The organism is Spirosoma pollinicola, assembly GCF_002831565.1.
GTDB classification, from domain to species: Bacteria; Bacteroidota; Bacteroidia; order Cytophagales; family Spirosomataceae; genus Spirosoma; species Spirosoma pollinicola.
On the sequence record NZ_CP025096.1, the window covers coordinates 3,500,002 to 3,522,475 of the forward strand.

Genomic DNA, 22,474 nt, shown 5'->3' on the forward strand with positions numbered 1-22,474 from the left:
AAATCAGTGTTGGCGGCTCAAACATTTTAATGCGGGTCATGCTTATACAGTCAGATTCCGTAATTTCGTTTTTAATAAGAAACACAACCCCAGTTTACACATGAAACAAGTTTTTGTAATTCTCGTTGCGTGTCTCCTGTCAGCAGGTGTACGCGCTCAGCAAGGTACTACCGCGGCAGATGTAGCCATGGAGGCCTCTAAAAAAGAAAAGGACAAAAGTGACAAGGATATTACGGATGCGAAAGCGAGTGCTAAAGCAAGCACCTGGATGGATCGTGCCAAAATTTATCAAACGATTGCTGCCAATGGATACATTAAGCTGGATTCTGCTGCTGCGACGACTGCCTTTGACTCATTCAAAAAGGTAATTGAACTGGATAAGGATAAAAAAGGTGGTGCTGGTAAATTAGCCAAAGAAGCTGAGGACGCCCTGAAGTCGCAAACCCTGGCTACCGCTTTTCTACAACAGGGCGTAGCCAAATTCCAGTCTAAAAATTATGCAGACGCTGCTAAGTCGTTGGCAATAGCGGGTGATATCAATCCTAAAGACACGTTAGCCCCGCTTTATACAGCTATTGCCGCTCAGCAGATTAAAGATAATGCAACGGCAAAAACTCAGTTGGAAAAATACATCGCTGGTGGTGGTAAGGATGCAAGTATCTACGGATCATTGGCCATGTTATATCGCAGCGATAATGAAATTGATAAGGCACTGGCTGCTTTGGATAAGGGTATTGCCCTGGCACCAGGTAATAAAGATCTGGCTAACGAGAAAATCAACATCATGCTCTCGACAAACCGGATGGACGATGCTATCTCGGGCATGAAGCAAATGGTTGAAAAAGACCCAAACAATGTTCAGAACCTCGTGAATCTGTCCATTGTGTATAACAATATTGCCAGTAAGTCGACCGAAGAAATTCGCAAGCTGGAAGGGGATAGCAAGAAAGGGGGTAATACCGCAAAGCAACTGGCCGATGGCAAAAGTATCATTGATGCCTACAACAGTGAAATTGCCCGGTTAACAGCTACGATTAAGAAGACGCCTAAGCCTGAATTGAAACGCCAGTTGGCCGATGTTCAAAAGCGCCTGGCCGATCAAAAAACAGAAGTAGCTAAATTGGAAGCAGATGCTAAAGCGGCCTCGGCTGCTGCTGCGGGAGCAACCGATTCGGCAAAGCGCTTAGCTGAACTCAAACAGGTACAAACGGAGAACAAGAATCAGGAGAAATTGTATTTGGATAAGGCATTAGCCATTGATCCAAATAACTATGATGCCAATTTCAATATGGCCGTGTTTATCTTCAATGATGCCGTTGAAATGAAACGTGGTGTCGACCGGATGGACATGGCTGAGTACAGCAAGAGTGGGAAAGAATTAGATGGTAAGGTTTGTGGTAAATTCAAACAGTCACTACCTTATTTTACCAAAGCGAAATCAATTAAAGATGAAGCTGATGTGAATGAAAACCTGACGAACCTGCAGAACATTTTAAAGCAGTACGAAGAGAAGAAGATCGTTTGTATTGAGCCTGCTAAATAAGGAAATAGGGACGGTGCCAATGGTATCGTCCCTATTTTTCAAAACTCTACTTAACATAATATAAATTATATAACAAATTTGATGAGGTAATTCACAGACTTATCAACACGTTATCCACGTGGAACACTAAAGTATTGCTTTACAAGGAGTTAGGTAGCTTTTAGCCTATAAAAGGGCTTATAATGCCTTAAAAGGGTCTTTTTAATGAAGTAATGATCTCACTAAGCGAAGAATATGTACGGATAAACAAGATAGAACACTGCTAAAATTGATATACTATTGTTTGATGTACTGGAATGAAGCTCTACTTGAACGTTAAGACAAGCTAGTTAAATTTTATTTTCCTGAACTTAGGTGCATATCCAGTGACTTGAAATTTAAACAGCTCCTTTATAAAAAAGAATGCGTTTCGTAATTACGAATTACCTTCTTTCCGACATATCGTTTGGCATTAGAAATAGACTATTGTCTGTTACTTCTCAAAGCTAAAACCAGATGAAATTCGAATGAGTGGATAATAATTTGTTTGTCCATAGTTTATTGTTTCAACAAGGTCCAGAGAAAAAAGTCTCCTCTTACTATTCTGATCTGACAATAACTCTTCAGCATCGCTTTTGAGTATAGCGAGTCTTTGAAAACTATAAAATACTCAACAAAGCAAAAGCTACTCCACTGCAATAAGCTAAAATCTACTTCTAGAGGGGTAATTAAATTCATTAGTTATCTAGTAAAGCGGCTCCTATAGTTTGCCAAGCTTCACCCGTCTAGTTACTGGGGGTATATTCCCGGAACGATCCATCTGTATAAAATATAAGAATACGCTCTACTCTTTTATCCGTAGTTGAGGACGTATCACCAACTGATTCGGAAGTGCCAGCTCCCAAATCGACGGGTGCTTGTATGGGCATACTAACCGGTGGGATCTCGTTGCGCTGGCTGCGGATGCCCGGTGATTGACTTGGATAAGGCGATACAGATGATGGTTGCCCTGCCCCAAATCGATCTGAGCGATCAACTGTAGGACGCCCTATCGAGCGATTTCCGTAGCCTGTAGGAATCGTTTGATTGACCTGTTGGTCCTCTTCCATGATCCAATCGTAGCCAAGCTCAGGAAAACGACGAATTATTTTTTGAATAATATCGAAACTAGGGCGGTTACGACCCGATAGAATATGCGAAATGCTGGAGCGTTGAACGCCAATTTCATCGGCAAAATAAGATGGTGTAAGATTCTTGTCGATTAGAATCTGTTTAATTTTGTCATTAATAGTCATCTTAGAATGAAAGTTATTGATGTTATCTGTGACAAATATAAACTTAAATAGTGATGTATGTTGTAGGTTACAAAATAAAATAGCCACACAACATGTGTGGCCATGTAAATTAACATTATTAATTAACAATTGTAATATAGTGTTTTGTTAATTATAATAGTATCTAGTTACCCTAGTAAATATATACACTGTTAAACGGATACATTATTTTCGCGTAGCGCATCGTTCAGAGAAGTCTTAAGATCTGTTGATGGTTTACGCTGACCAATAATAATGGCGCAAGGAACATGAAATTCGCCGGCCGGGAATTGTTTAGCATAACTGCCAGGTATTACAACAGAATTAGCAGGAACAAATCCTTTATACTCCACTGGTTTAGCACCCGTCACGTCAATAATTTTCGATGAGCCGGTAATCGTTACGCCAGCGCCTAATACGGCCCGCTTGCCAATGTGGGCTCCTTCCACGACAATGCACCGTGATCCGATAAAAGCACCATCTTCAATTATAACAGGAGCGGCTTGCGGTGGCTCAAGGACACCACCTATTCCTACGCCCCCACTCAGGTGAACATCTTTCCCAATTTGTGCACAACTTCCTACAGTTGCCCATGTGTCAACCATGGTTCGCTCATCAACATAGGCACCAATGTTAACATAGGATGGCATCAGAATCACACCCGGTGCCTGGTACGAGCCAAACCTGGCTACCGCTGGCGGAACCGCCCGAACTTTAGCGTCTGCAAAATTTGTCTTAAGTGGAATCTTATCGTTGAATGTAAAGATGCCCACTTCTTCTGTCTTCATTTGCTGGCTGACAAAATAAAGCAGGATCGCTTTTTTTACCCATTCATTAACAGTCCAGTTGCCTGACTCGTCAGAGGGTGGCGTTGCGACGCGGAGTTCCCCCCTATCTAATTGATTTATTACTTCCTTAATTAGTTGTATGGATTCTGGCTTGGCTAACAACTCACGGTTCGCCCAAATTTCTTCGATTTTATTATTCATTTAATTAAAGTAAAAATTTATAAATACTGATATAACTATCTGAATATGAATTAATTAATTTTAACGACCAAATTTTATATTGTTATACATCGATATTATATACTGTACTTTTTTTCTTCTTTCAAAGGTAACACTTAGACGTGTATAGTTGAAATATATGGCGTCAATTAATTTAAATTTGATCGTTGCTCTCCCCCTTATTAACCTAATCAATACTTTAATACGTACCTGACTTACGGAAGTCTAATAGGACTGTTTGTCCCACGAATGCCAGTGAACTACGATGTTCTGCTACGTTGTTTATAGCCCAGTTAGTTTACGTTCTAGATGACAACACATGGGAGCTAATAAAATTGGTTAAATCAGTATTATGCCGCTTTAATGATTTACTTAAGATTGATCATCTTCTTGCTTCTTGGTTGGTTAACTACTTGTAAAGATTAGGGCAATAATTGAGCCGTTTTTAAGTGCCATTTGAGGTAGGCCTAGATGGTCCTAGGCAATAGCCATTTGTATATTGCCTAGGACCATCCAACTATAATGTTGCGTTACTTACGGAATCTGATACGTATGGTTTGTCTGGCCTGAGTTACGTTTAGATTGGTATAGACAAGCCTCGCATGTCAACTATAATTTTTACAAACATGAGTATTCTGTAATTATCTTAAATACGGAAGAAGATCAGAGGATCAGGTAGGGTTTGGCAACCAACTCATATATCGTTTTAAATAGTAAAGGAAGGTTAATCAAGAAAAACTAAAGCATAATATTAGCTACTGTTCGTACAGCTATAAGCAATCTAATGTAGCATAGAAGAATTTGATTGTCATTCGCCATAATGCTAATACGTAGGCCGTCAAATACGCCGATAAACCTATTCGTAGAGTAATACCAAGTAAAATGCGACGTGTGGGCGGTGTTTTAATTCATGAAAAATAACAATCCCGCTTTTTGCTTGAGAAACTGTTTGTAGAAAAAAAACCTCATTAGTATGGAGAGATTGAGACAGTGAACAATTTATTAGTTTCGATCGATAAATTAATTTTGTACCTATTGATTGTGTAACCCTTCACTCCTATCTATCCTAAATAAACCAATGAATAAACCACTGGTAAATAGCGTGAGTAAAAAAATAGCTTTTAGCAATAAAAGTGAATTTTATTAGTAATTACGAGTCCAATTAGTAATAAAATTAGCAAATGCTAATGTATTATAGTAAAATTACTAAAAATTGCTATATTCATTTAGTAATATGCTAGTAATATACTAAAATTTCAACATTGAAATTACTAAATACTAATTACCTACCCTATTTTGCTAATTTAACGTCAAGAATAGATATACCTACAAAAGGCTTATTAAATCTGTATATTTGACCCCGAAAACAAACAAATTTTCTCAGTACATGGAAAAAATACGCGTTGCTATTAACGGCTTTGGCCGTATTGGACGGTTATCGTTCAGACGACTGCTTGAAAAAGAAAACATTGAAATAGTCGCTATCAATGACCTAACCGACAATGCGACCCTGGCGCATCTGCTTAAGTATGATTCAGTTCACGGTAAATTTGCAGGAACAGTTGTTTCCGATGGCGACAGCTTAACCGTGAACGGAATTCGTATCAATGCATACGCTGAGCGTGATCCAAAGAACTTACCCTGGAGCGATTTAAAGGTAGATGTCGTTCTGGAGTCGACCGGACGTTTTGTTGATGAAGCGGGTGCAGGCATGCACTTACAGGCAGGTGCTAAAAAAGTTGTCATTTCAGCCCCGGCAAAAGGCAACATCCCAACGGTGGTTCTTGGTGTAAACGATGATACGCTCACCGGCACGGAAACAATCATCTCGAATGCATCTTGCACAACCAACTGTTTAGCGCCGATGGCTAAAGTTCTGGATGACGTGTTTGGTATTGAAAAAGGCTACATGACTACAATTCACGCCTACACCGCCGATCAGAACTTACAAGATGGGCCCCACTCCGACCTGCGTCGGGCGCGCGCGGCTGCATTATCGATTGTACCAACCTCAACTGGTGCAGCGAAAGCTGTTGGGCTCGTTCTTCCCCAGTTAAAGGGTAAATTGGACGGGAATGCAATGCGTGTGCCAACCCCAGACGGTTCATTAACTGATCTTACAGTTGTTCTCAAGCGCGAAGCAACCATTCAGGAGATCAATGACGCTATTAAACAGGCTTCAGAAACTACGCTGAAAGGAATTCTGGAGTATTGTACGGATGAAATCGTATCGATTGATATTGTAGGCAACCATCACTCCTGCATTTTCGACTCGAAATTGACAGCCGCTAACGGAACGCTGGTGAAAGTTGTGGGCTGGTATGATAATGAATTCGGCTATTCAAGCCGGGTAGCTGACTTAATGGCTAGGTTATTTTAACAATGTAATTTTTAAATTATTCAATACAGGTTTACTTTGTTATACTTAAAATTGCATTGAATAGCTAATTACAGAGTTATATTACATAAGTAAACAGTAAAATGGGTGTGATTATGTTAAATCACACCCATTTTACATTGTAAATCCTTTGTCGAAGAATAGCTGCTCGAACATTGTCTTGATTCCCAGATGTATTTCGTTCAACGGTGAGTTATATAAGTCAGTTGTATATTGTAAATCAACGCCGTTTGCTTGTTTAACCTGCTCCAGGCTATAGGCGAATAACTCCGGACTATCCGTTTTCAAATGTAACGTCCCTCCTGGCACCAGCAATAACTTGTATAGGGCCAGAAACCGAGGATGGGTCAGCCGATGTTTTTCCTGTTTGGGACGTGGCTGCGGATCGGGAAATGTAATCCAGATTTCACTGACCTCCCCTTCTCTAAAAAATTCTGTCAGGAAGTTTATATCCGTACGCAGGAACGCTACATTTTGTAAACCCAATGTTTCTGCAGCCTTTGAACCTCGGGCGATCCGATCTCCTTTAATATCCACGCCAATAAAATTTACATCCGGGAAAGCCTGAGCAAGGCCCACAGTATACTCCCCTTTTCCACAGGCTAGCTCAAGAACAATGGGGTTTTCATTACCAAAATAATCAGTTTTCCAACGCCCACGAATTGTTTTATAGAACGGTTTACCAACTTCAATAACATTTGAACTCTCTGCATTTTGCAGAAAGAATTGTGCTTTTCTACGCGTCACGGTTATAGGGTTGTTAATTCGGCAATGGTGTAATTACTGCCTGTTATCAATAGTAAATCGTCAGCAGCGGCATCCAGTAAGGCACTCGATAGGGCAGCATTGACATCGGTAAAAGCCTCCCCGATTCGGCCCAAACCGGCAGCTTCCAATTGTAACTCGGCCGCTGGTAATGACCGCGGTGTTTGGGCCTGACAGAAGTAATAAACTGCATTCTGAGGAAGTACAGCCAGAATATGGCTACGATCTTTGTCGGCCACCAAACCAATAATTATACGCAGACGTGCATAATCAATTGATCGAATTGTCTCAAGTAAAGCTTCTAAGCCGGGCTGATTGTGGGCAGTATCAGCGATAACTCTGGGCCGATACTGGAGGGTTTGAAACCGTCCTTTTAACCCTGTCAACAAGGTTACAGAAGTTAACCCTGTCTGCATTGCCGCCAGCGAAACAGAAAATAACGATTGTAATGCCGAAACGGTGGCTAACACGGCGGGCAGGTTTTTTAACTGATAAGAACCCAATAAATCCAGGTCAAACGGTTGCGCAAGTTCGCTGTCTCTTCTCACCAGGACGTTCCGTCTTTCATTTAAAATGCCGTTATCCTGTACGGAATAGTGGCGATCAGCAAATTCAATTGGAGCATTTACAAAATCGGCCATCGTACGAAAAACAGGCTCTGTTTCGGGATTCGTTTCGCCTATTAGTACGGGCACCCCTGGTTTTATAATGCCCGCTTTTTCACTCGCTATTTGCGGCAGGGTATCGCCTAATATATCGGTGTGATCATAACCAATATTCGTAATGACCGAAGCGACCGGGGTGATTACATTTGTAGAGTCAAGTCGTCCGCCAAGGCCCACTTCTATAATGGCAACATCAACGGCTTCGCGGGCAAAAAAATCGAAGGCCATGGCAACCGTCACTTCAAAGAAAGAGGGTTCGATCCGCTCAATAAGTGCCTGATGCCGGACAACAAAGTGAGCCACCTCCGTCTCAGGAATAGGCTGCCCATTGAGCCGGATACGCTCGGTGAACGATTTCAGATGGGGGGACGTGTACAAGCCCACCCGATAGCCAGCCGACTGGTAAATAGCCGCCAGCATATGAGAGCTGCTGCCTTTCCCATTCGTTCCTGCCACATGGATACTGGTGAACTGATGCTGGGGATTCCCAAGGGCTTCACACAACAAAAGGGTATTACCGAGGCCGGGTTTGAGCGCTTTGGCACCAATCCGGTGAAAAACAGGGAGCCGACTATATAAATAGTCGATTGCTTCCGTATACTGCATTAATCTTTGGACTTTATAATAAAGGTAATCGTACCCGTGGCCGTTGGTGGCGTTGCTCCCCCTTTTGGACGTAACCGGAGCCGTTGTACTGCTTTCCGGTACACCTCGGCAACCGAAGGACTAACGGTACTTTGCAACTGTTGAATCCGGGTTATCTCTCCCCCATCGTCCACTGTGATTTTAAAAACAATTTTACCGGTCTCGTCGGAATCGTCATTTATACTGGGGCGGCTGGCCATCGACCAACCCGATACATCGAAAGCTACCCCCGATGAAGCCCCGCCAGGGGTTCCATAAAACTCCTTAGCATTGATTTTTCCGTTCGGATTGCCTTTATCGCCTACACCACTGGCATCGTCGCCGTTGTTATTCCCACCCGTACCCGACGCTTTACCAACGGTACCATTGGAACCACCCCCTCCCGACGACTTTTTGAACAGGGCATCATTATTTACGGTCTCCACTTTCTTAGGGGGGGCCGGTGGAGCGGGCCGTTCGACGGGGGCCGTTGCTTTCGGTGATTCGACCCGTTTGGGTTCGGGCCGCTCAGGCGTTGTTACAGGACTTTCTGCTTTACTGGTAATGATGGGCTTTTCAGTGGCTGTTTTGGCGGGTTTCGCATCGGCTACTTTAGGTGATGGCGTAACCCGGGTCTTTTCGAGCCGGGGCGTTGTATTGACTTTGGGATTTGGTCGCTTATCGGCGGCTTTGACATCGACGGGGTTTGGCGAGTCAGACGCTTTGTTATAAGTCTGAATACGGCTACTACCACGGGCATCGGTCCCGAAGTTGACCTCCACAAACTCGATGGGCGGTGGGTTCGGTACGGTTTGGGATAAATTCACCAATAACAATAATGCGATCAGGAACACATTGATGATTAGGGCACCGGCGAAGGATTTTACCCGAATTTCATCTTCGTTTTCAAAAGTAATACGATTCATGCAGGCGATGGTTTTTCTCTCCTATAACGTGAACAATGGCTGCATCGTTTATTCATGCAATAAGGATAGGCAGCCACTTCATAAACAAAGTAACAGAAAATCTGGGATAGATAGTTTTGGATATACGTTTAGCTGAGTATTTTTACTGTAGATTAAGTGCATTTATCTGAAAAAGAAAGGTACATTTATCTCTTTTAGTTATCTTTAATGCCTAAATAATAAATAGTTATTACCAATTCAGGGCAAAACCCTTTCCTCCCGTAACCTATTTCCTGAAAAGTATGGAACAAGTAATCGAGTTTTTTCAACGACTCGCTGATGTAAACGATTGGCCCCCCAGGTGGTATTGCGGCCGATGGACCGACTTTCATGGCTGGCTGTATATCGTCTCCGATCTAACTATCTGGCTGGCTTATATGGCCATTCCACTCATATTGATTCGATTTCTGATCGTGAAAAAAGGGGTACCCCTTTCCGGGGTATTCTGGCTTTTTGGCGCCTTTATCCTCCTCTGCGGCCTGACCCACCTGCTCGACGCAGTCATGTTCTGGTGGCCTGCCTACCGCATTAGTGCACTGGTTCGTTTTCTGACAGCCGGCGTATCGGTGGCAACCGTCCTCGCTCTGATTCGGTACTTCAACGATGCCATCGGATTACGGACGTCAAGCGAGTATGATCGTGAACTATCCTTTCGGCAACAGGCTATGCAGGAACTTAGCCGCTCAAATGAAGAGCTGCAACAGTTTGCCTATATCGCTTCCCATGACCTGCAGTCTCCATTAAAAACAATCGTCAATTACCTGTCGCTGCTCGAAAATAAACACAGCGACAAGTTAGATACCGACGCCCAACGGCTCATTGATGTGTCGACCGCTGCCGCCGAACGAATGCGGGTTCTTATCAATGACTTACTGGATTTTTCCCGAGTAGGTACTCAACTGGAATTTGTCCAGATCGATTTAAATACGGTACTGGCTGAAGTTCAGGAAGAACAAGAGGCTGACAGTCGAAATACAGACGCACAGATCGATATTGGACCGATGCCAACCCTCCTGGCCCATCGGACAGATTTGAAACAGGTATTTCAAAACCTGATCTCGAACGGGCTTAAGTACCGTCGGCCAGGCGTAACACCACGTGTAACGGTTCGGGCAACGGATGAAGGAAGCGAGTATTTGTTTTCTATAAACGATAATGGAATTGGCATAGACAAACAATACTTTGAGCGGGTTTTCCAGATTTTCCAACGCCTTCATGGACGCAACGAGTATGCAGGTACGGGCATTGGCCTGGCAACCTGTAAAAAAGTAGTCGATATTTATGGCGGTAAAATCTGGCTTGACAGTACAGTGGGCGTAGGCACAACATTTTTTGTTACCATTCCCAAAGTGATTAAAACCAGTAAGCATTATGCCCAAACCCATACGTTGTATCCTGCTCGTTGACGACGACCCGGACGACAATTTCCTGCATCAGCTCATTATTGACGAATCGGAACTGTGTGAGCAGGTTCGAATTTCCGATAGTGGGCCAAATGCCCTCCAGTATTTAACCGTTACCGATCATCCCGATTATGTTCGACCAGATGTGCTGATACTTGATATCAATATGCCGGGCATGAATGGATTTGAATTTCTGGAGGAATACGATAAACTGGATAGTCAGTTAAAAAGCAGCATTGTTGTTCTGATGCTGACCACCTCCCTTAATCCGAATGATAAACACAAGGCAAGTTTATGGACGGATATAAAGGCGTATCGGACCAAACCACTTACCAGTGCTATGATCCAGGAAATTGTGAATACACACTTTACCTGACCGATTCGTTTACAGCCCGCCACAAATGACTCCGGTAACAAAGAAACAAAGCAGCTTGTTAGGCGTAAAGAATTGACGAATTTTGTCCGGTATCCAGTACGTCCTGCCCTATGCCTGTTTTACAGCCTATCGTTACCATTGCCGAGCTTTTATATAAAAAAGGGATCTCCGATGTCGTTGTCTCGCCGGGTTCCCGCTCAGCTCCGCTTACGCTGGCGGTAGCCCGACACCCACACTTACGCACTCGCGTAATGGCCGACGAGCGATCGGCCTGTTTTGTGGCCCTGGGTATGGCTCTGCAAAGTGGCAGGACCGTTGCGGTTATCTGTACATCGGGCAGTGCAGTCTATAACCAGGCACCAGCCGTTGCCGAAGCGTTTTTTGGTCAGACACCCCTCCTGCTGCTTACCGCCGACCGCCCTCATGAGTGGTTGCACCAACAGGATGGTCAGACAATTAACCAGGTGGGCATTTTCGGCACGCACGTAAAACGAAGCTACGACCTCCCCGCCGACTATTCCCATCCAGACGCCCACTGGTTCATTGAACGAACACTTAATGAAGCCATCACCCTGAGCCAGTTGTCTCCGGCCGGTCCGGTTCATATTAACGTACCTGTTCGCGAACCATTCTATCCCGCTGCCGATGAATCATTCATGTATGGACCCGTGCGGATTATTGATGTCTGTGCAGCCCAACCCACACTAGCCCCGGAAACCTGGCACGGTTTACTACAGGAATGGGAACGAAGTGAACGGACATTGATTGCCGTCGGGCAAATTCCCAGAGACCCGGCCTTACTGGCTATTCTACGAAAATTGAGTGAAGAAATAGGGATTCCGATTGTGGGGGAGATTGTCGGCAACATTCCGCAAAACGATTTATTCATTACCCGTACCGATACGTTTCTAGCCGGGATAGACGAACGAACGGCTCATTCACTCCGGCCGGACTTACTCCTGACAATAGGCAACTCGTTTCTGACCCGAAACCTAAAGACCTTCCTTCGACAGTATCCGGCACATCGGCATTGGCATATCCAGCCGGCTATTGATCGAATCAATGATTCGTTTCAGAGCTTAACAACCCTAATTCCGGCTGAACCGCTGGCTTTTCTAGAAAAACTCTTTGCCGATGTCGACTATCAGCGTTTCCTTCAGGGCGATGATGACGATGATACCCACGAATACCTGAACCTTTGGCGAACCGTTGACCGAAAAGCCGCCCGGCTCGTTGAAAAAATGCTTCTCTCCGAACCGGAAACCCTGACCGACTGGTCGGCGGTGCAAGTCGTTCTGGAACATCTGCCCGAAAACTCCCTGCTCCATCTGGCTAATAGTATGCCCGTACGCTATGCAAACCTCTGCGGTGTGTCGGAACGGCAACAGATTAGTGTGTCGGCCAATAGAGGGGTAAGCGGGATTGACGGTTGTTTAAGCACTGCGGTTGGAGCTGCGCTCATGACCGACCAGCTCGTTACAGTGCTTATTGGCGATGTCGCTTTCTTTTATGACCGAAATGCACTCTGGTCGGCACCCATCCCGCCCAACCTGCGCATTATTTTATTGAATAACGACAGCGGACATATTTTCAGAATCATCGACGGGCCCAGCCGCCAACCTGAACTGGAAACCTATTTTGAAACCCCACACGGATACACCGCCCGCAACACGGCCCAGGATGCCAAACTGACCTACACCGTTTGTGACTCACTCGACGTCCTGCGCTCCCTCCTCCCCGATTTTTTCCATCCGGGCAACACCGCGAAACTACTGGAGTTGACAACCGATAAACTGGCCAATCAAAACCAATTCATGGCGTATAAAGCCCAAATAGCCAGCTTGCATAACACCACAGCTTAAAAAAAAAGAGGTAACCACAAAGAACCCCGCCTAAGCGTAGGCACAAAGTGCACATATGGCTTTTTTCTCTGTGTCCTTTGTGTCTATGCTTAGGCGGACCGTCTCTGTGGTTACCTCTTTCTTCTTATTAAGTAGGCTGTTTAAACTTTTACAAGCAAGCTTGCTCTGTATGTATTTTTGTCATCCCGACGATAGGAGGGATCTTCGATAAATTGGAGAACTTCTTTCTACCGAAGTTCCCTCCTATCGTCGGGATGACAAAAATACCCTAAATTTCACCAAACCAGAAAAACAGTAGTCACATCAGTAATCCGAACAACTATACCTATAGTTATAGTTGTTATACCACCTTTATATTGCGAATCGGTCAAATCTGTTTTCTTTGCCCTTTCTCCCCGAAACAACCATGAAAAATCGACTCCTGCCTTCCCATATCTGGTTTACTTTATTTTTCGCAACGATCACGCTGGCAAATGCCCAGATTATTACATCGCCACAAATCGATGCGGTCGTACAGCGAACCTTATCCACCTTCGATGTACCAGGCATTGCCGTAGCCGTCGTGAAGGACGGTAAAGTAATCCACGCCAAAGGCTATGGCGTCCGCTCGTTAAAAACTAAAGAAAAAGTTGACGAAAACACCCTCTTCGGTATAGCGTCAAACAGCAAAGCCTTTACGTCGGCGGCACTTGGCATATTAATGGATGAAAACAAACTAAAGTGGGACGATAAAGTGATCGATTACATTCCGGAATTCAGGATGTACAATGCATACGTAACGGAGGAGTTCACGATTCGGGATCTGCTAACCCATCGCAGCGGGCTCGGCCTGGGTGCAGGTGATCTGATGTTCTGGCCCGACTCCAGCACCTTTACCATGAAGGACGTTATCCATAACCTCCGCTACCTAAAGCCAGTCTCGGGATTTCGGACGAAATATGATTACGATAACCTGTTGTATATGGTGGCAGGCGAAGTAATTGAGCGGGTGAGTGGAAAAAGCTGGGAATCGTTTATCGAAGAACGGATCATGAAACCCCTGGGCATGACCCACAGCGCAGGCACCTATTCCCGCTTGACGGATAAAGTAAATGTGATTGATGCCCACGCCCCGGTCAACGGCACGGTGCAGGTAATTAGTCGGGATATGTTCCGGTTTGGCAATTCGGCGGGGGGCATAAACTCCAGTGTGGCCGATATGAGCAAATGGGTCATTGCTCAGTTGAATAAGGGCAAATACGGGGATAACCTCAGCAAACAACTTTTCAGCGAGAAAGTCCATGCCGATATGTGGAGTGCCCAGACTATTCTGCCGGTGAATCCCACCCCTACTCCCCCTTATCTCACACATTTTGCAGCCTACGGGCTTGGTTGGGGTCTTAGCGATGTAAAAGGCTATAAGCAGGTAACCCATACGGGTGGACTGGCAGGTATGGTGACACAGGTAACCTTACTCCCCGAGCTTCAATTGGGTATCATTGTCTTTACAAATCAACAATCCGGAGCAGCGTTTAGCGCCGTTACCAACACCATCAAGGATAGTTATTTAGGCCTCCCGCAAACCGATTGGGTATCAGTGTACAGCGAGCGGGTAAAGAAAGGCCAGGAAGAAGCGAATAAAATTACGAAAGACACCTGGGATACTATCGAGAAGGAACAAAAAAACAATACGGCAAAAATTGATCGCTCAACCTATACCGGAACGTATCGGGATAACTGGTTCGGGGATGTGCAGATTAGCGAGAAAAATGGCAAGTTGTGGTTCCATGCAGTGCGGTCGCCCAAACTAACGGGCGAACTGTTCTTTTATAAAAAAAATACGTTTATCGTGAAGTGGAACAACCGAAGCTTTGACGCCGATGCCTACGTGACCTTTCAACCCGACGAGAGCATGAAACCCGGGTCTATTACCATGAAACCCATCTCCCCCCTCACAGATTTCAGCTTCGACTTCCAGGATTTGGCGTTAAAGCGAGTGATGGACTAATACGTATAGATCTACCGACAGCGAGCCGCCCGTTCCTGTCTGGCCTGTTCGTCGCCCGCCGATTCACCCCGGCGCCAAGCGTCACAGGCTTCGGTCTTATGCCCAAGGGCGTTTTCGGCGGTGCCGATATAGTAATACAACTGATCGACGGATGCATCTAATTTTTCGGCCTGCCGAAATTCAGACAGGGCGCGGTCAGCCTGTTTCTGATTCAGGTAGTAGAGCCCCAAGGTCTGATGCGCCCAGGCATTCTGATTATCGCGCTGGAGAGATTCCTGTACCAGCGGCAACGCGTCGGCCGGGCGGTTCAGTTTCAAAAGCAAATAGGCTTTGTTATTCAGGTAATACGGCTGGCGGGGTTGCTGGGCCAACGCCTGCTCGACAAACCCAAGAGCCTCGGCATATTTTCCGGCATGAGCCAGGAGTAAACTTTGGTTATTAAGGGCGGCATCCTGCTTTGGGTTCAGTTGCAGGGCGCGCTGGATATCCTGTTTGGCCGGTTCATACGCTTTCTGACTGTAATATAAGGCAGCCCGGTTGGTTAGAGCCTCCACGTTTTTCGGGTCCAGTTGTACCGCCTTATCGTAGGCAATCTGGGCCTGAGTTGGGTTATTGAGCCGGACATAGGCATCGGCCAGGCGAGTCTGGTAAAATGTCGAATCGGTATACTGTTTCTCAATATGCTGTAAATCGGACACACTACCCGCAGCATCACCGGTTTCCAGACGAACTTCGGCCCGGTTGAAATAGGCAGTGCCAAAATCAGGGTCGGTTTCGATAGCACGGGTATAATCGGCGAGAGCACCCTCGCGATCGTCGTTCCTGAATTTAGCTAATCCACGATTATTATAGGCATCGGCAAAGTCGGGCTTTTTGATAATGGCTTCTGAATAATATCGTATGGCCTCTTTGTATTCGCGCTTTTGAAGCTGCACATTCCCTTTCAGGAAAAACTGAGCGGCCTCATCGGTGGTGCTGTTGCCACAGTTTACCAGAAATCCAGATACCAGGACAATTGATGATGAATAGTAAATGATCGATACAACCACAAACGAGTGACGAAGTAAGTTACCTACCTTTACCAACCAGTTGTTGGCTACTGTAAAATCAATCATAATTCAACATTTACACGTAAAACAATCATGCGCTTTGTTCAGGATATTCCGCACGCCCAGTTTCGAATTGGTCTTTATGCCTGGAACGGCAAATATATCGTCAAAATAGAAGCCGGGCCCTATGAGCAGACATATAAGGTAAGCGAAATGGACCTTATCAACCCGGAAGCCGTGCCTACTATGCTCGATGAAGCCTTTTTGATGCAGGTTGCCCGGCGTTTTCAAGAAATGGATACCGACTGGCAGGCAACTGGTGAGCGGAATGACGCCTTTTAAGTTTACCCGTTTGCTTATCCTACCTATCTACAAGATTATTTAAAACTTAGTACGCGTATACAGGTTATCAGCTAGACAAGTACATAGATGCATTTACTGCTATATCGAACATCGACTCTCTTCAGTTAAATCCTTACTCACCGCTTCATTGTCTGAGATTTGCTGTTAGAAATTTCCATTGGAAGTGTAACCCCACCATGAATCTGCCAGTTAAATATGAGTAGCCAAGCCCGTAAGCCTCCCGTTCCTATTGTTGCCATTGGTGCATCTGCGGGCGGACTGGAAGCGATTTCTGACTTGTTGCAGCACCTTTCTCCCACTACGGGCCTGGCCTATGTCTATATTCAGCATCTGAGCCCTACGCACCAAAGCCAGCTTTCTGAAATTCTTGGTCAACGAACCGAAATGTCTGTTCGGGAAGCTAAACACCGGATGAAGGTGGAGGCAAATCATGTGTATATCATTCCACCCGATCAGGATATGGAGGTGGTTGATGGTATACTCAAACTGGTTCCACGCCGACCTGAACCAGCTATTCATCTGCCCATCGACCAGTTTTTCGTGTCACTGGCTGAACACCAGCGGACGGCGTCTATTGCGATTGTCCTCTCCGGTACGGCCAAAGACGGCACGTTGGGTCTGAAAGCTATTAAGGGCGCTGGTGGCATCACGTTTGCTCAGGACGATTCGGCCAAGTTTCAGGGCATGCCGAAATCGGCCCAGGCCGAGGGCGTTGTCGACAAAGTACTCTCTCCCAGCGAAATCGCCAAAGAACTCGAATGGTTAAGCCGCCAGCCTAGCCTTTTTACCCAGACCGCATTAGCCGAGATACAGGAAGACACACAATTACAGACAGAAACAGGCTCTGATAGCGAAGACCTGAATGTGCTTCTTCAATTGCTGAGGAAAATTATTGGTATCGATTTCACCCATTACAAAACAGCCACCATCCGTCGGCGGGTTGTCCGGCGAATGGCCCTGTACAAATTACCTGCCCTACCCGACTATACAGACTATCTACGCCAGCATCCTGCAGAGGCTGGTTTGCTGTATAACGACTTACTCATAAATGTAACCAGCTTTTTTCGGGATAGTGAAACAATGGATTACCTTGGAAAAGTCGTGTTACCTCAGATTATACAGGCAAAACAAGCAAAAGAACCGTTTCGACTTTGGGTAACCGCCTGTTCTACAGGTGAAGAAGTCTATTCACTGGCGATCTTGCTGATGGAAGCGATTGATGAGCAGGAAAAACCTATTCCTGTCCAGATTTTTGCGACCGATTTGAGTGAACGTGTTATCGACAAAGCCCGGCTGGGGCGGTATACTGCCACGCAGTTGGCAGGGGTTTCACCCAAACGGTTAAACCGATTTTTTTCGCAGGAGGAAGAGGACTATCGTATCAGCAAGGTTATCCGCGACCTTTGTGTATTTGCCCCCCACAATGTTTTTGTCGATCCGCCATTCTCCCGAATCGACTTCATTAGTTGTCGGAATCTGTTGATTTATACCGATAACTTCTTACAGCGTAAGGCGATTGCTACCTTCCATTATTCCCTGAATGCTATGGGGTATTTGCTATTAGGGAAAGCAGAAACAGTGGGTGCATCAACAAACCTGTTTACCCAGGCAGCAAAAAATCATAAACTTTACACCAGAAAAAATAACGGAAATCGCTCTGTTATGCCGATGGTAAGCCATCTCAACGATGGATTAGGCACGTCGTCCATACAGAGCAATACCCTGTCAATCAAAGATATACATAAAAAAAGTAACCCAGTTCCACATGGGCTACGAATTCATTCAAGCCAGGAGGCAGATGATGAACAAAGAATTACTCACAATCGGACTATGCAAACACCTGGCCAGCCTGACGATTTGGACCAACGCGTCGACGAGTTATTGAAACGATACACGCCTGCTTCAGTAGTTGTGAATAAAGATATGGAGATTCTGCGGTTTCGGGGGTCAACGAGCTTGTTTTTAGAACCCGCTCCCGGCAAAGCCAATTTTAACCTGCTTAAGATGGCCAGACCTGAGTTAGTCTTCGATTTACGAAACGCCGTCAGTAAAGCCATGAAGTCGGATCAGGCGATATCGAAAACCGGGTTGCAAATGCAGGTTCGGGGACAAAACTATCAGGTTACCATTAATGCCGTTCCGTTTCAGTCGCTAACTCTGGAGTCGTTTATTCTGGTTCTTTTTGAGGAAGTTGTCCCAACAGTGCTTCCCGTTACCGCCCCCGCTCAACTTCGAAACCAGCGAATAAAGGAATTGGAAGCCGAACTCGCCACCATGCGTGACGATATGCGTTCGATGCTCGAAGAACAGGAAGCCGGTCGGGAGGAACTGCAATCGGCGAATGAAGAGATTATCAGTTCGAATGAAGAACTTCAAAGCATAAATGAAGAACTGGAAACCAGCAAAGAGGAAATCCAGTCGAACAACGAAGAACTGCAGACCATTAACCAGGAATTGCAGCTGAGCAACGATCAGTTGTCTGAAGCCTACGATTACTCGGATGCCATTTTTGGCACCATCCGGGAAACGGTACTGGTACTCGACAAAGACCTTCGGGTACGAACGGCCAATCGGGCTTTTTACAAAACATTCCGTATCGAACCCGACGAAACCGTTGGGCGGCTGCTTTACGAACTGGGAAATCGACAATGGGATATACTGGCACTGCGAACATTGCTCGATCAGGTAATTGAACACAACATGCCCATACAGGGGTATGAAATGAACCATTCGTTTGCTGAGTTAGGGGATAAAGTGCTCCGGCTGAATGCCCGAAAGGTTATTCGGCTTCAGGGACAGGCGGCTATTCTGCTCGCCATTGAAGACATTACTGACCACAAACAGGTACAACGATTACTCGAATTTCTTCAAAGTATTATTACCCACGCTCCCGTTTCGATCCAGTTGTTTAAAGCGGCACGAAATGAGCGCAATACAATTATCGATTTTCAGCTTGTTCCATTGGCCAGCGAATTAGGCCAGCGTGAAGTCCAAACGGTAGAAGAGTTATACAAGACCAGTTACAAAGCGCTTTACAACGATACGCAACAAAGCAGCCTGTTTTCCCGGTATGTGCAGGTCGTTGAATCCGGCGAACCACTCCAAACCGAACTACCATACGGCGAAAAAGGGGATTCTGGTTGGCATTTGATATCAGCCAATAAATTTGATGATGGTTTTTTACTGGTTAGCTCCGACATAAGCGATCGAAAGAAAGCGGAAGAAGCTGATGCCCAACGAGAAAACCAGTTACGCCGGTTGCTGGAAAACACACCCGATGTCATAACCCGCTGGGACAAAAATCGGCAACTTGTTTATGCTAATGCTGCCTTCGAGGGGCGAATTGGCAAAGCAACCCCCCTTATTCTAGGCCAAACCTTTCTGGCGATGGGCCAGCCCGAATCGATCGCAATGCCGTACATGGCAAGTTTGCAGGAGGTGCTCGAAAGCGGACTGCCCAAAGAACATTACAACGTTTTCCCCAGTCCGGAAGGCACTATTTTCTTTCATACCCAGATGGTTCCAGAACTAGGGGCAGATGGGTCGGTAGAAGGCGTTCTGGCTATTGCCCGCGATATTACCCAGTTGAACGAAGCCGCTAATCTGAAACAGGCTTATGAAACCATTCTGAAGGCTGCGCTGGATCGAAAAGCGCAATCGGAACGGCTTCAATTTATTCTTGATTCCTCGCAAGCTGCCATCCTTACCCTAACGCCGGTCTACAGCGACGAGTCAGGAGAAGAATCGAACCGGCTGATCGATTTTCGCTTCGAGATGGTGAACCAGGCACTGGCTACGTTTATCGGGCAGCCCGCCAGTGTGCTCCCCGGAACCCGAATAAGCCATTGGTTTCCAATTGATTTACAGGGAGATACCTTACTGCAGAACTGCATACAAACCTATTTGACGGGACAAATCCATCGGATTGAGTGGCATTACCCCAGTCAGGACCGGGATAAATGGTTCGATATGGTTATATCCAAAGTTAACGACGAGCTCCTGATCACGTTCACCGATTTCACCGAACTCAAGCACCTCCAGCAACAACTCGAAAAGTCGATAACCGACCTCCAGCGATCAAACGCCAGTCTGGAACAATTTGCCTACGTAGCCAGCCATGATTTGCAGGAACCCCTTCGAAAGATTCAACAATTTGGCACGATCATTCAGGCCAATTATGCGCCTAATCTGGGCGAAGATGGTGCCGATCTGATTAGCCGGATGCACTCGGCGGCATCGCGACTACAAGTCATGATCAGGGATGTGCTGGCTTACTCGCGGCTGTCGGGAAAACGGGAAATCTTTATACCCGTTGATTTGAATATCGTTGTCAACGAGGTCATCACTGACCTTGAAACTACCGTTGCTGACCAGAAAGCTGTCGTTCAGGTCGATTTGTTGCCAACAATCAACGGTGATAAAGCCCAGCTTCGGCAGTTATTCCAGAACCTCATCAGTAATGCCCTTAAATTCGTCACCACCGACAGAGTACCAGCGGTGATCGTTTCTTCCAGACTAGTGGTTGGGTATGAAGCTGGCATGGTTCTGTCTCCATCCGATGAAAACAAACGGTTTGCCCTGATTGACGTAACTGATAACGGAATCGGATTTTCACCGGATCAAGCTGAATTGATCTTCCAGGCGTTCCAAAGGCTGCACGGTAAAACGGCCTTTGCCGGTACGGGCATTGGCCTGGCTATTGTGCAGAAAGTGGTTGAGAATCATAAGGGGTACATTGTCGCCGAAGGCCGACCGGGCGAAGGCGCTACGTTTCGCGTACTGCTGCCTGTGGATGTATAATGCATGAACCATGAATACTCTGGCTTACACCTATTTATAGATAGAGTAAAAAAAGGTTTAACCACAGAGACGGTCCGCCGTTGCAGCACAAAGGGCACAGAGTTGTCCAGTGGGGGATTGTCTACCCCATTGGACAACTCTGTGCCCTTTGTGCTGCAACGGCGGACCGTCTCTGTGGTTAAACCTTTTTTTAGCCTGGTTGAAATATCAGCTGACCGCTTTGGTTGACCCACGGTCAAAAAAGGGCCGAATGAACAAGAACGTCAGCAACCAGAAAAACGCAGGTAACAGTACGAGCGAATAATCCGGACCATAATCGGTCGACATCAAATCATCAACAGATTCGTCGAACAGGGTAATTAACGTATCCCCGGGCTTTAGGGCATCATAATCAGCCTCGCTGATCGGAATGACCCGTTCACGCTGTTGCTGCGCAATGGTCGCTTCATATCTATACCAATCAGGGCCTTTGGAGGAATGGTGCCCCACCACTCGTTTACGTGTATCGAGCACATGAACAGGCAACACGATCCCGTGTGCTTTGATGTGTTGATAATATTGAACGTATGCCCACCCATCGTAGGTCAAGAAAATGGCCGCAATCGCCAGGCTGGCAACAAACAGGAATCGGGCAATAGCGGATAAAAACGGTACCGGAATAATCGTAACGATGAGGCCTGTGATACAGAAAAATGAAGCAATAGAGAGTAGCAGACAAAACAGCAACAGCCGATGCTGATTAGTAAGATCACGAATGCTCGTCCACTCGATCAGGCGTGATTTTCGTTTCGATTGATCAAACCGAACTTCGTGACCAGGTTGCCGAAAGGCATCATAGCCGGGATGGTATAGCAAGTTTACCTTGTCTCCTCCCCCAACATAGGCACTATCCATAACGAAGCGGCTCTGATAGGTCTTCCCTTTGTAAGTAACGGTTAGATAGGTACTATGGCTCATGATGTCCCGCCACGACCGCTGTTTCTGGTTAGCTTCATCAACGCTCAAGGCAACCAGATGCCCATGCTGCTCAAATTCGTCCTGTAACTGTCCCTCTTGATAGAATTCCCAGGAAATCCAGGTTAATCCGCCCAAAATAACCGCGACAACAAGCGAAAAAAGAAAACTGTATAGGCGGCTTGCCGCTGTCAAAAGTCGTTGTACCATCGGGATTAATCGAACGAATCCTATAAAGATAAAGGAATCAGGGAACGGCTAAATAGACCATTTCGTAAACGGTACAAAAAGTTGCTGCCCAGATTAAAAGCGCCAAAATCACATAGCTTCATAACCTATACTTATCGACCATAACGATAAGTAGGGCTAATAGCGAACTAAATTGGCGTTAAAAATACTTATACTTGCACATGAACTAGAA

Annotated in this window: 15 protein-coding genes; 8 read left to right on the plus strand and 7 right to left on the minus strand. The window is 45.8% G+C overall.

Translation table 11 applies throughout. The features are described from left to right. The first annotated feature begins 100 nt into the window (after window positions 1–100). Entirely contained in the window at window positions 101–1,543 is a 1,443-nt protein-coding gene (locus CWM47_RS14585) for a tetratricopeptide repeat protein (RefSeq protein ID WP_100988717.1), read from the plus strand. A gap of 764 nt (window positions 1,544–2,307) precedes the next feature. Here the strand turns inward: CWM47_RS14585 and CWM47_RS14590 are convergent. Continuing rightward, window positions 2,308–2,817: a helix-turn-helix transcriptional regulator gene (locus CWM47_RS14590; RefSeq protein WP_100988719.1), complete on the minus strand. Its 510-nt coding sequence runs from the start codon at window positions 2,815–2,817 to the stop codon at window positions 2,308–2,310. Between the two features lie 191 nt (window positions 2,818–3,008). Beyond that, on the minus strand, window positions 3,009–3,824 hold the full coding sequence (locus tag CWM47_RS14595) for a 2,3,4,5-tetrahydropyridine-2,6-dicarboxylate N-succinyltransferase (protein ID WP_100988721.1): 816 nt from the start codon (window positions 3,822–3,824) through the stop codon (window positions 3,009–3,011). A gap of 1,405 nt (window positions 3,825–5,229) precedes the next feature. Here CWM47_RS14595 and gap point away from each other — a divergent pair. Next, entirely contained in the window at window positions 5,230–6,222 is a 993-nt protein-coding gene (gap, locus tag CWM47_RS14600) for a type I glyceraldehyde-3-phosphate dehydrogenase (protein ID WP_100988723.1), read from the plus strand. A gap of 132 nt (window positions 6,223–6,354) precedes the next feature. Here the strand turns inward: gap and trmB are convergent, their stop codons facing one another. From trmB to CWM47_RS14615, 3 genes are read right to left on the minus strand one after another with little or no spacing between them, the layout of a single operon-like run. Continuing rightward, window positions 6,355–6,987, minus strand: a complete 633-nt coding sequence (gene trmB, locus CWM47_RS14605; protein ID WP_100988725.1) for a tRNA (guanosine(46)-N7)-methyltransferase TrmB — start codon at window positions 6,985–6,987, stop codon at window positions 6,355–6,357. 2 nt (window positions 6,988–6,989) lie between these two features. Then, complete coding sequence (locus tag CWM47_RS14610; protein WP_100988727.1) at window positions 6,990–8,276, minus strand: bifunctional folylpolyglutamate synthase/dihydrofolate synthase; 1,287 nt, start codon at window positions 8,274–8,276, stop codon at window positions 6,990–6,992. Next, a complete protein-coding gene (locus CWM47_RS14615) occupies window positions 8,276–9,220 on the minus strand; it encodes an energy transducer TonB (RefSeq protein ID WP_100988729.1) in 945 nt (314 codons plus the stop codon). The genes CWM47_RS14610 and CWM47_RS14615 overlap by 1 nt, the downstream gene beginning before the upstream one ends. Window positions 9,221–9,501: 281 nt before the next feature. On the opposite strand from CWM47_RS14615, the gene CWM47_RS14620 reads away from it, so the two are divergent. From CWM47_RS14620 to CWM47_RS14635, 4 genes are all read left to right on the plus strand, one after another. After that, entirely contained in the window at window positions 9,502–10,665 is a 1,164-nt protein-coding gene (locus CWM47_RS14620) for a sensor histidine kinase (protein WP_100988731.1), read from the plus strand. Then, the gene (locus CWM47_RS14625) at window positions 10,631–11,038 is read left to right on the plus strand and encodes a response regulator (RefSeq protein ID WP_100988733.1); all 408 of its coding nucleotides are present in this window, start codon (window positions 10,631–10,633) and stop codon (window positions 11,036–11,038) included. The genes CWM47_RS14620 and CWM47_RS14625 overlap by 35 nt, the downstream gene beginning before the upstream one ends. A gap of 110 nt (window positions 11,039–11,148) precedes the next feature. After that, complete coding sequence (gene menD, locus CWM47_RS14630; protein ID WP_100988735.1) at window positions 11,149–12,900, plus strand: 2-succinyl-5-enolpyruvyl-6-hydroxy-3-cyclohexene-1-carboxylic-acid synthase; 1,752 nt, start codon at window positions 11,149–11,151, stop codon at window positions 12,898–12,900. Between the two features lie 406 nt (window positions 12,901–13,306). Beyond that, on the plus strand, window positions 13,307–14,887 hold the full coding sequence (locus tag CWM47_RS14635) for a serine hydrolase (protein ID WP_100988737.1): 1,581 nt from the start codon (window positions 13,307–13,309) through the stop codon (window positions 14,885–14,887). Window positions 14,888–14,898: 11 nt separating this feature from the next. Here the strand turns inward: CWM47_RS14635 and CWM47_RS14640 are convergent, their stop codons facing one another. Then, window positions 14,899–16,002, minus strand: coding sequence for a tetratricopeptide repeat protein (locus CWM47_RS14640; RefSeq protein ID WP_100988739.1), 1,104 nt, complete (start codon window positions 16,000–16,002; stop codon window positions 14,899–14,901). 27 nt (window positions 16,003–16,029) lie between these two features. Between CWM47_RS14640 and CWM47_RS14645 the strand changes: the two genes are divergently transcribed. Next, on the plus strand, window positions 16,030–16,278 hold the full coding sequence (locus CWM47_RS14645) for a hypothetical protein (protein ID WP_100988741.1): 249 nt from the start codon (window positions 16,030–16,032) through the stop codon (window positions 16,276–16,278). Window positions 16,279–16,494: 216 nt separating this feature from the next. Continuing rightward, on the plus strand, window positions 16,495–21,099 hold the full coding sequence (locus CWM47_RS14650) for a chemotaxis protein CheB (RefSeq protein ID WP_100988743.1): 4,605 nt from the start codon (window positions 16,495–16,497) through the stop codon (window positions 21,097–21,099). A 207-nt stretch (window positions 21,100–21,306) separates the two neighbouring features. Here the strand turns inward: CWM47_RS14650 and CWM47_RS14655 are convergent, their stop codons facing one another. Further along, window positions 21,307–22,263: a hypothetical protein gene (locus tag CWM47_RS14655; RefSeq protein WP_100988744.1), complete on the minus strand. Its 957-nt coding sequence runs from the start codon at window positions 22,261–22,263 to the stop codon at window positions 21,307–21,309. Window positions 22,264–22,474 lie beyond the last annotated feature (211 nt).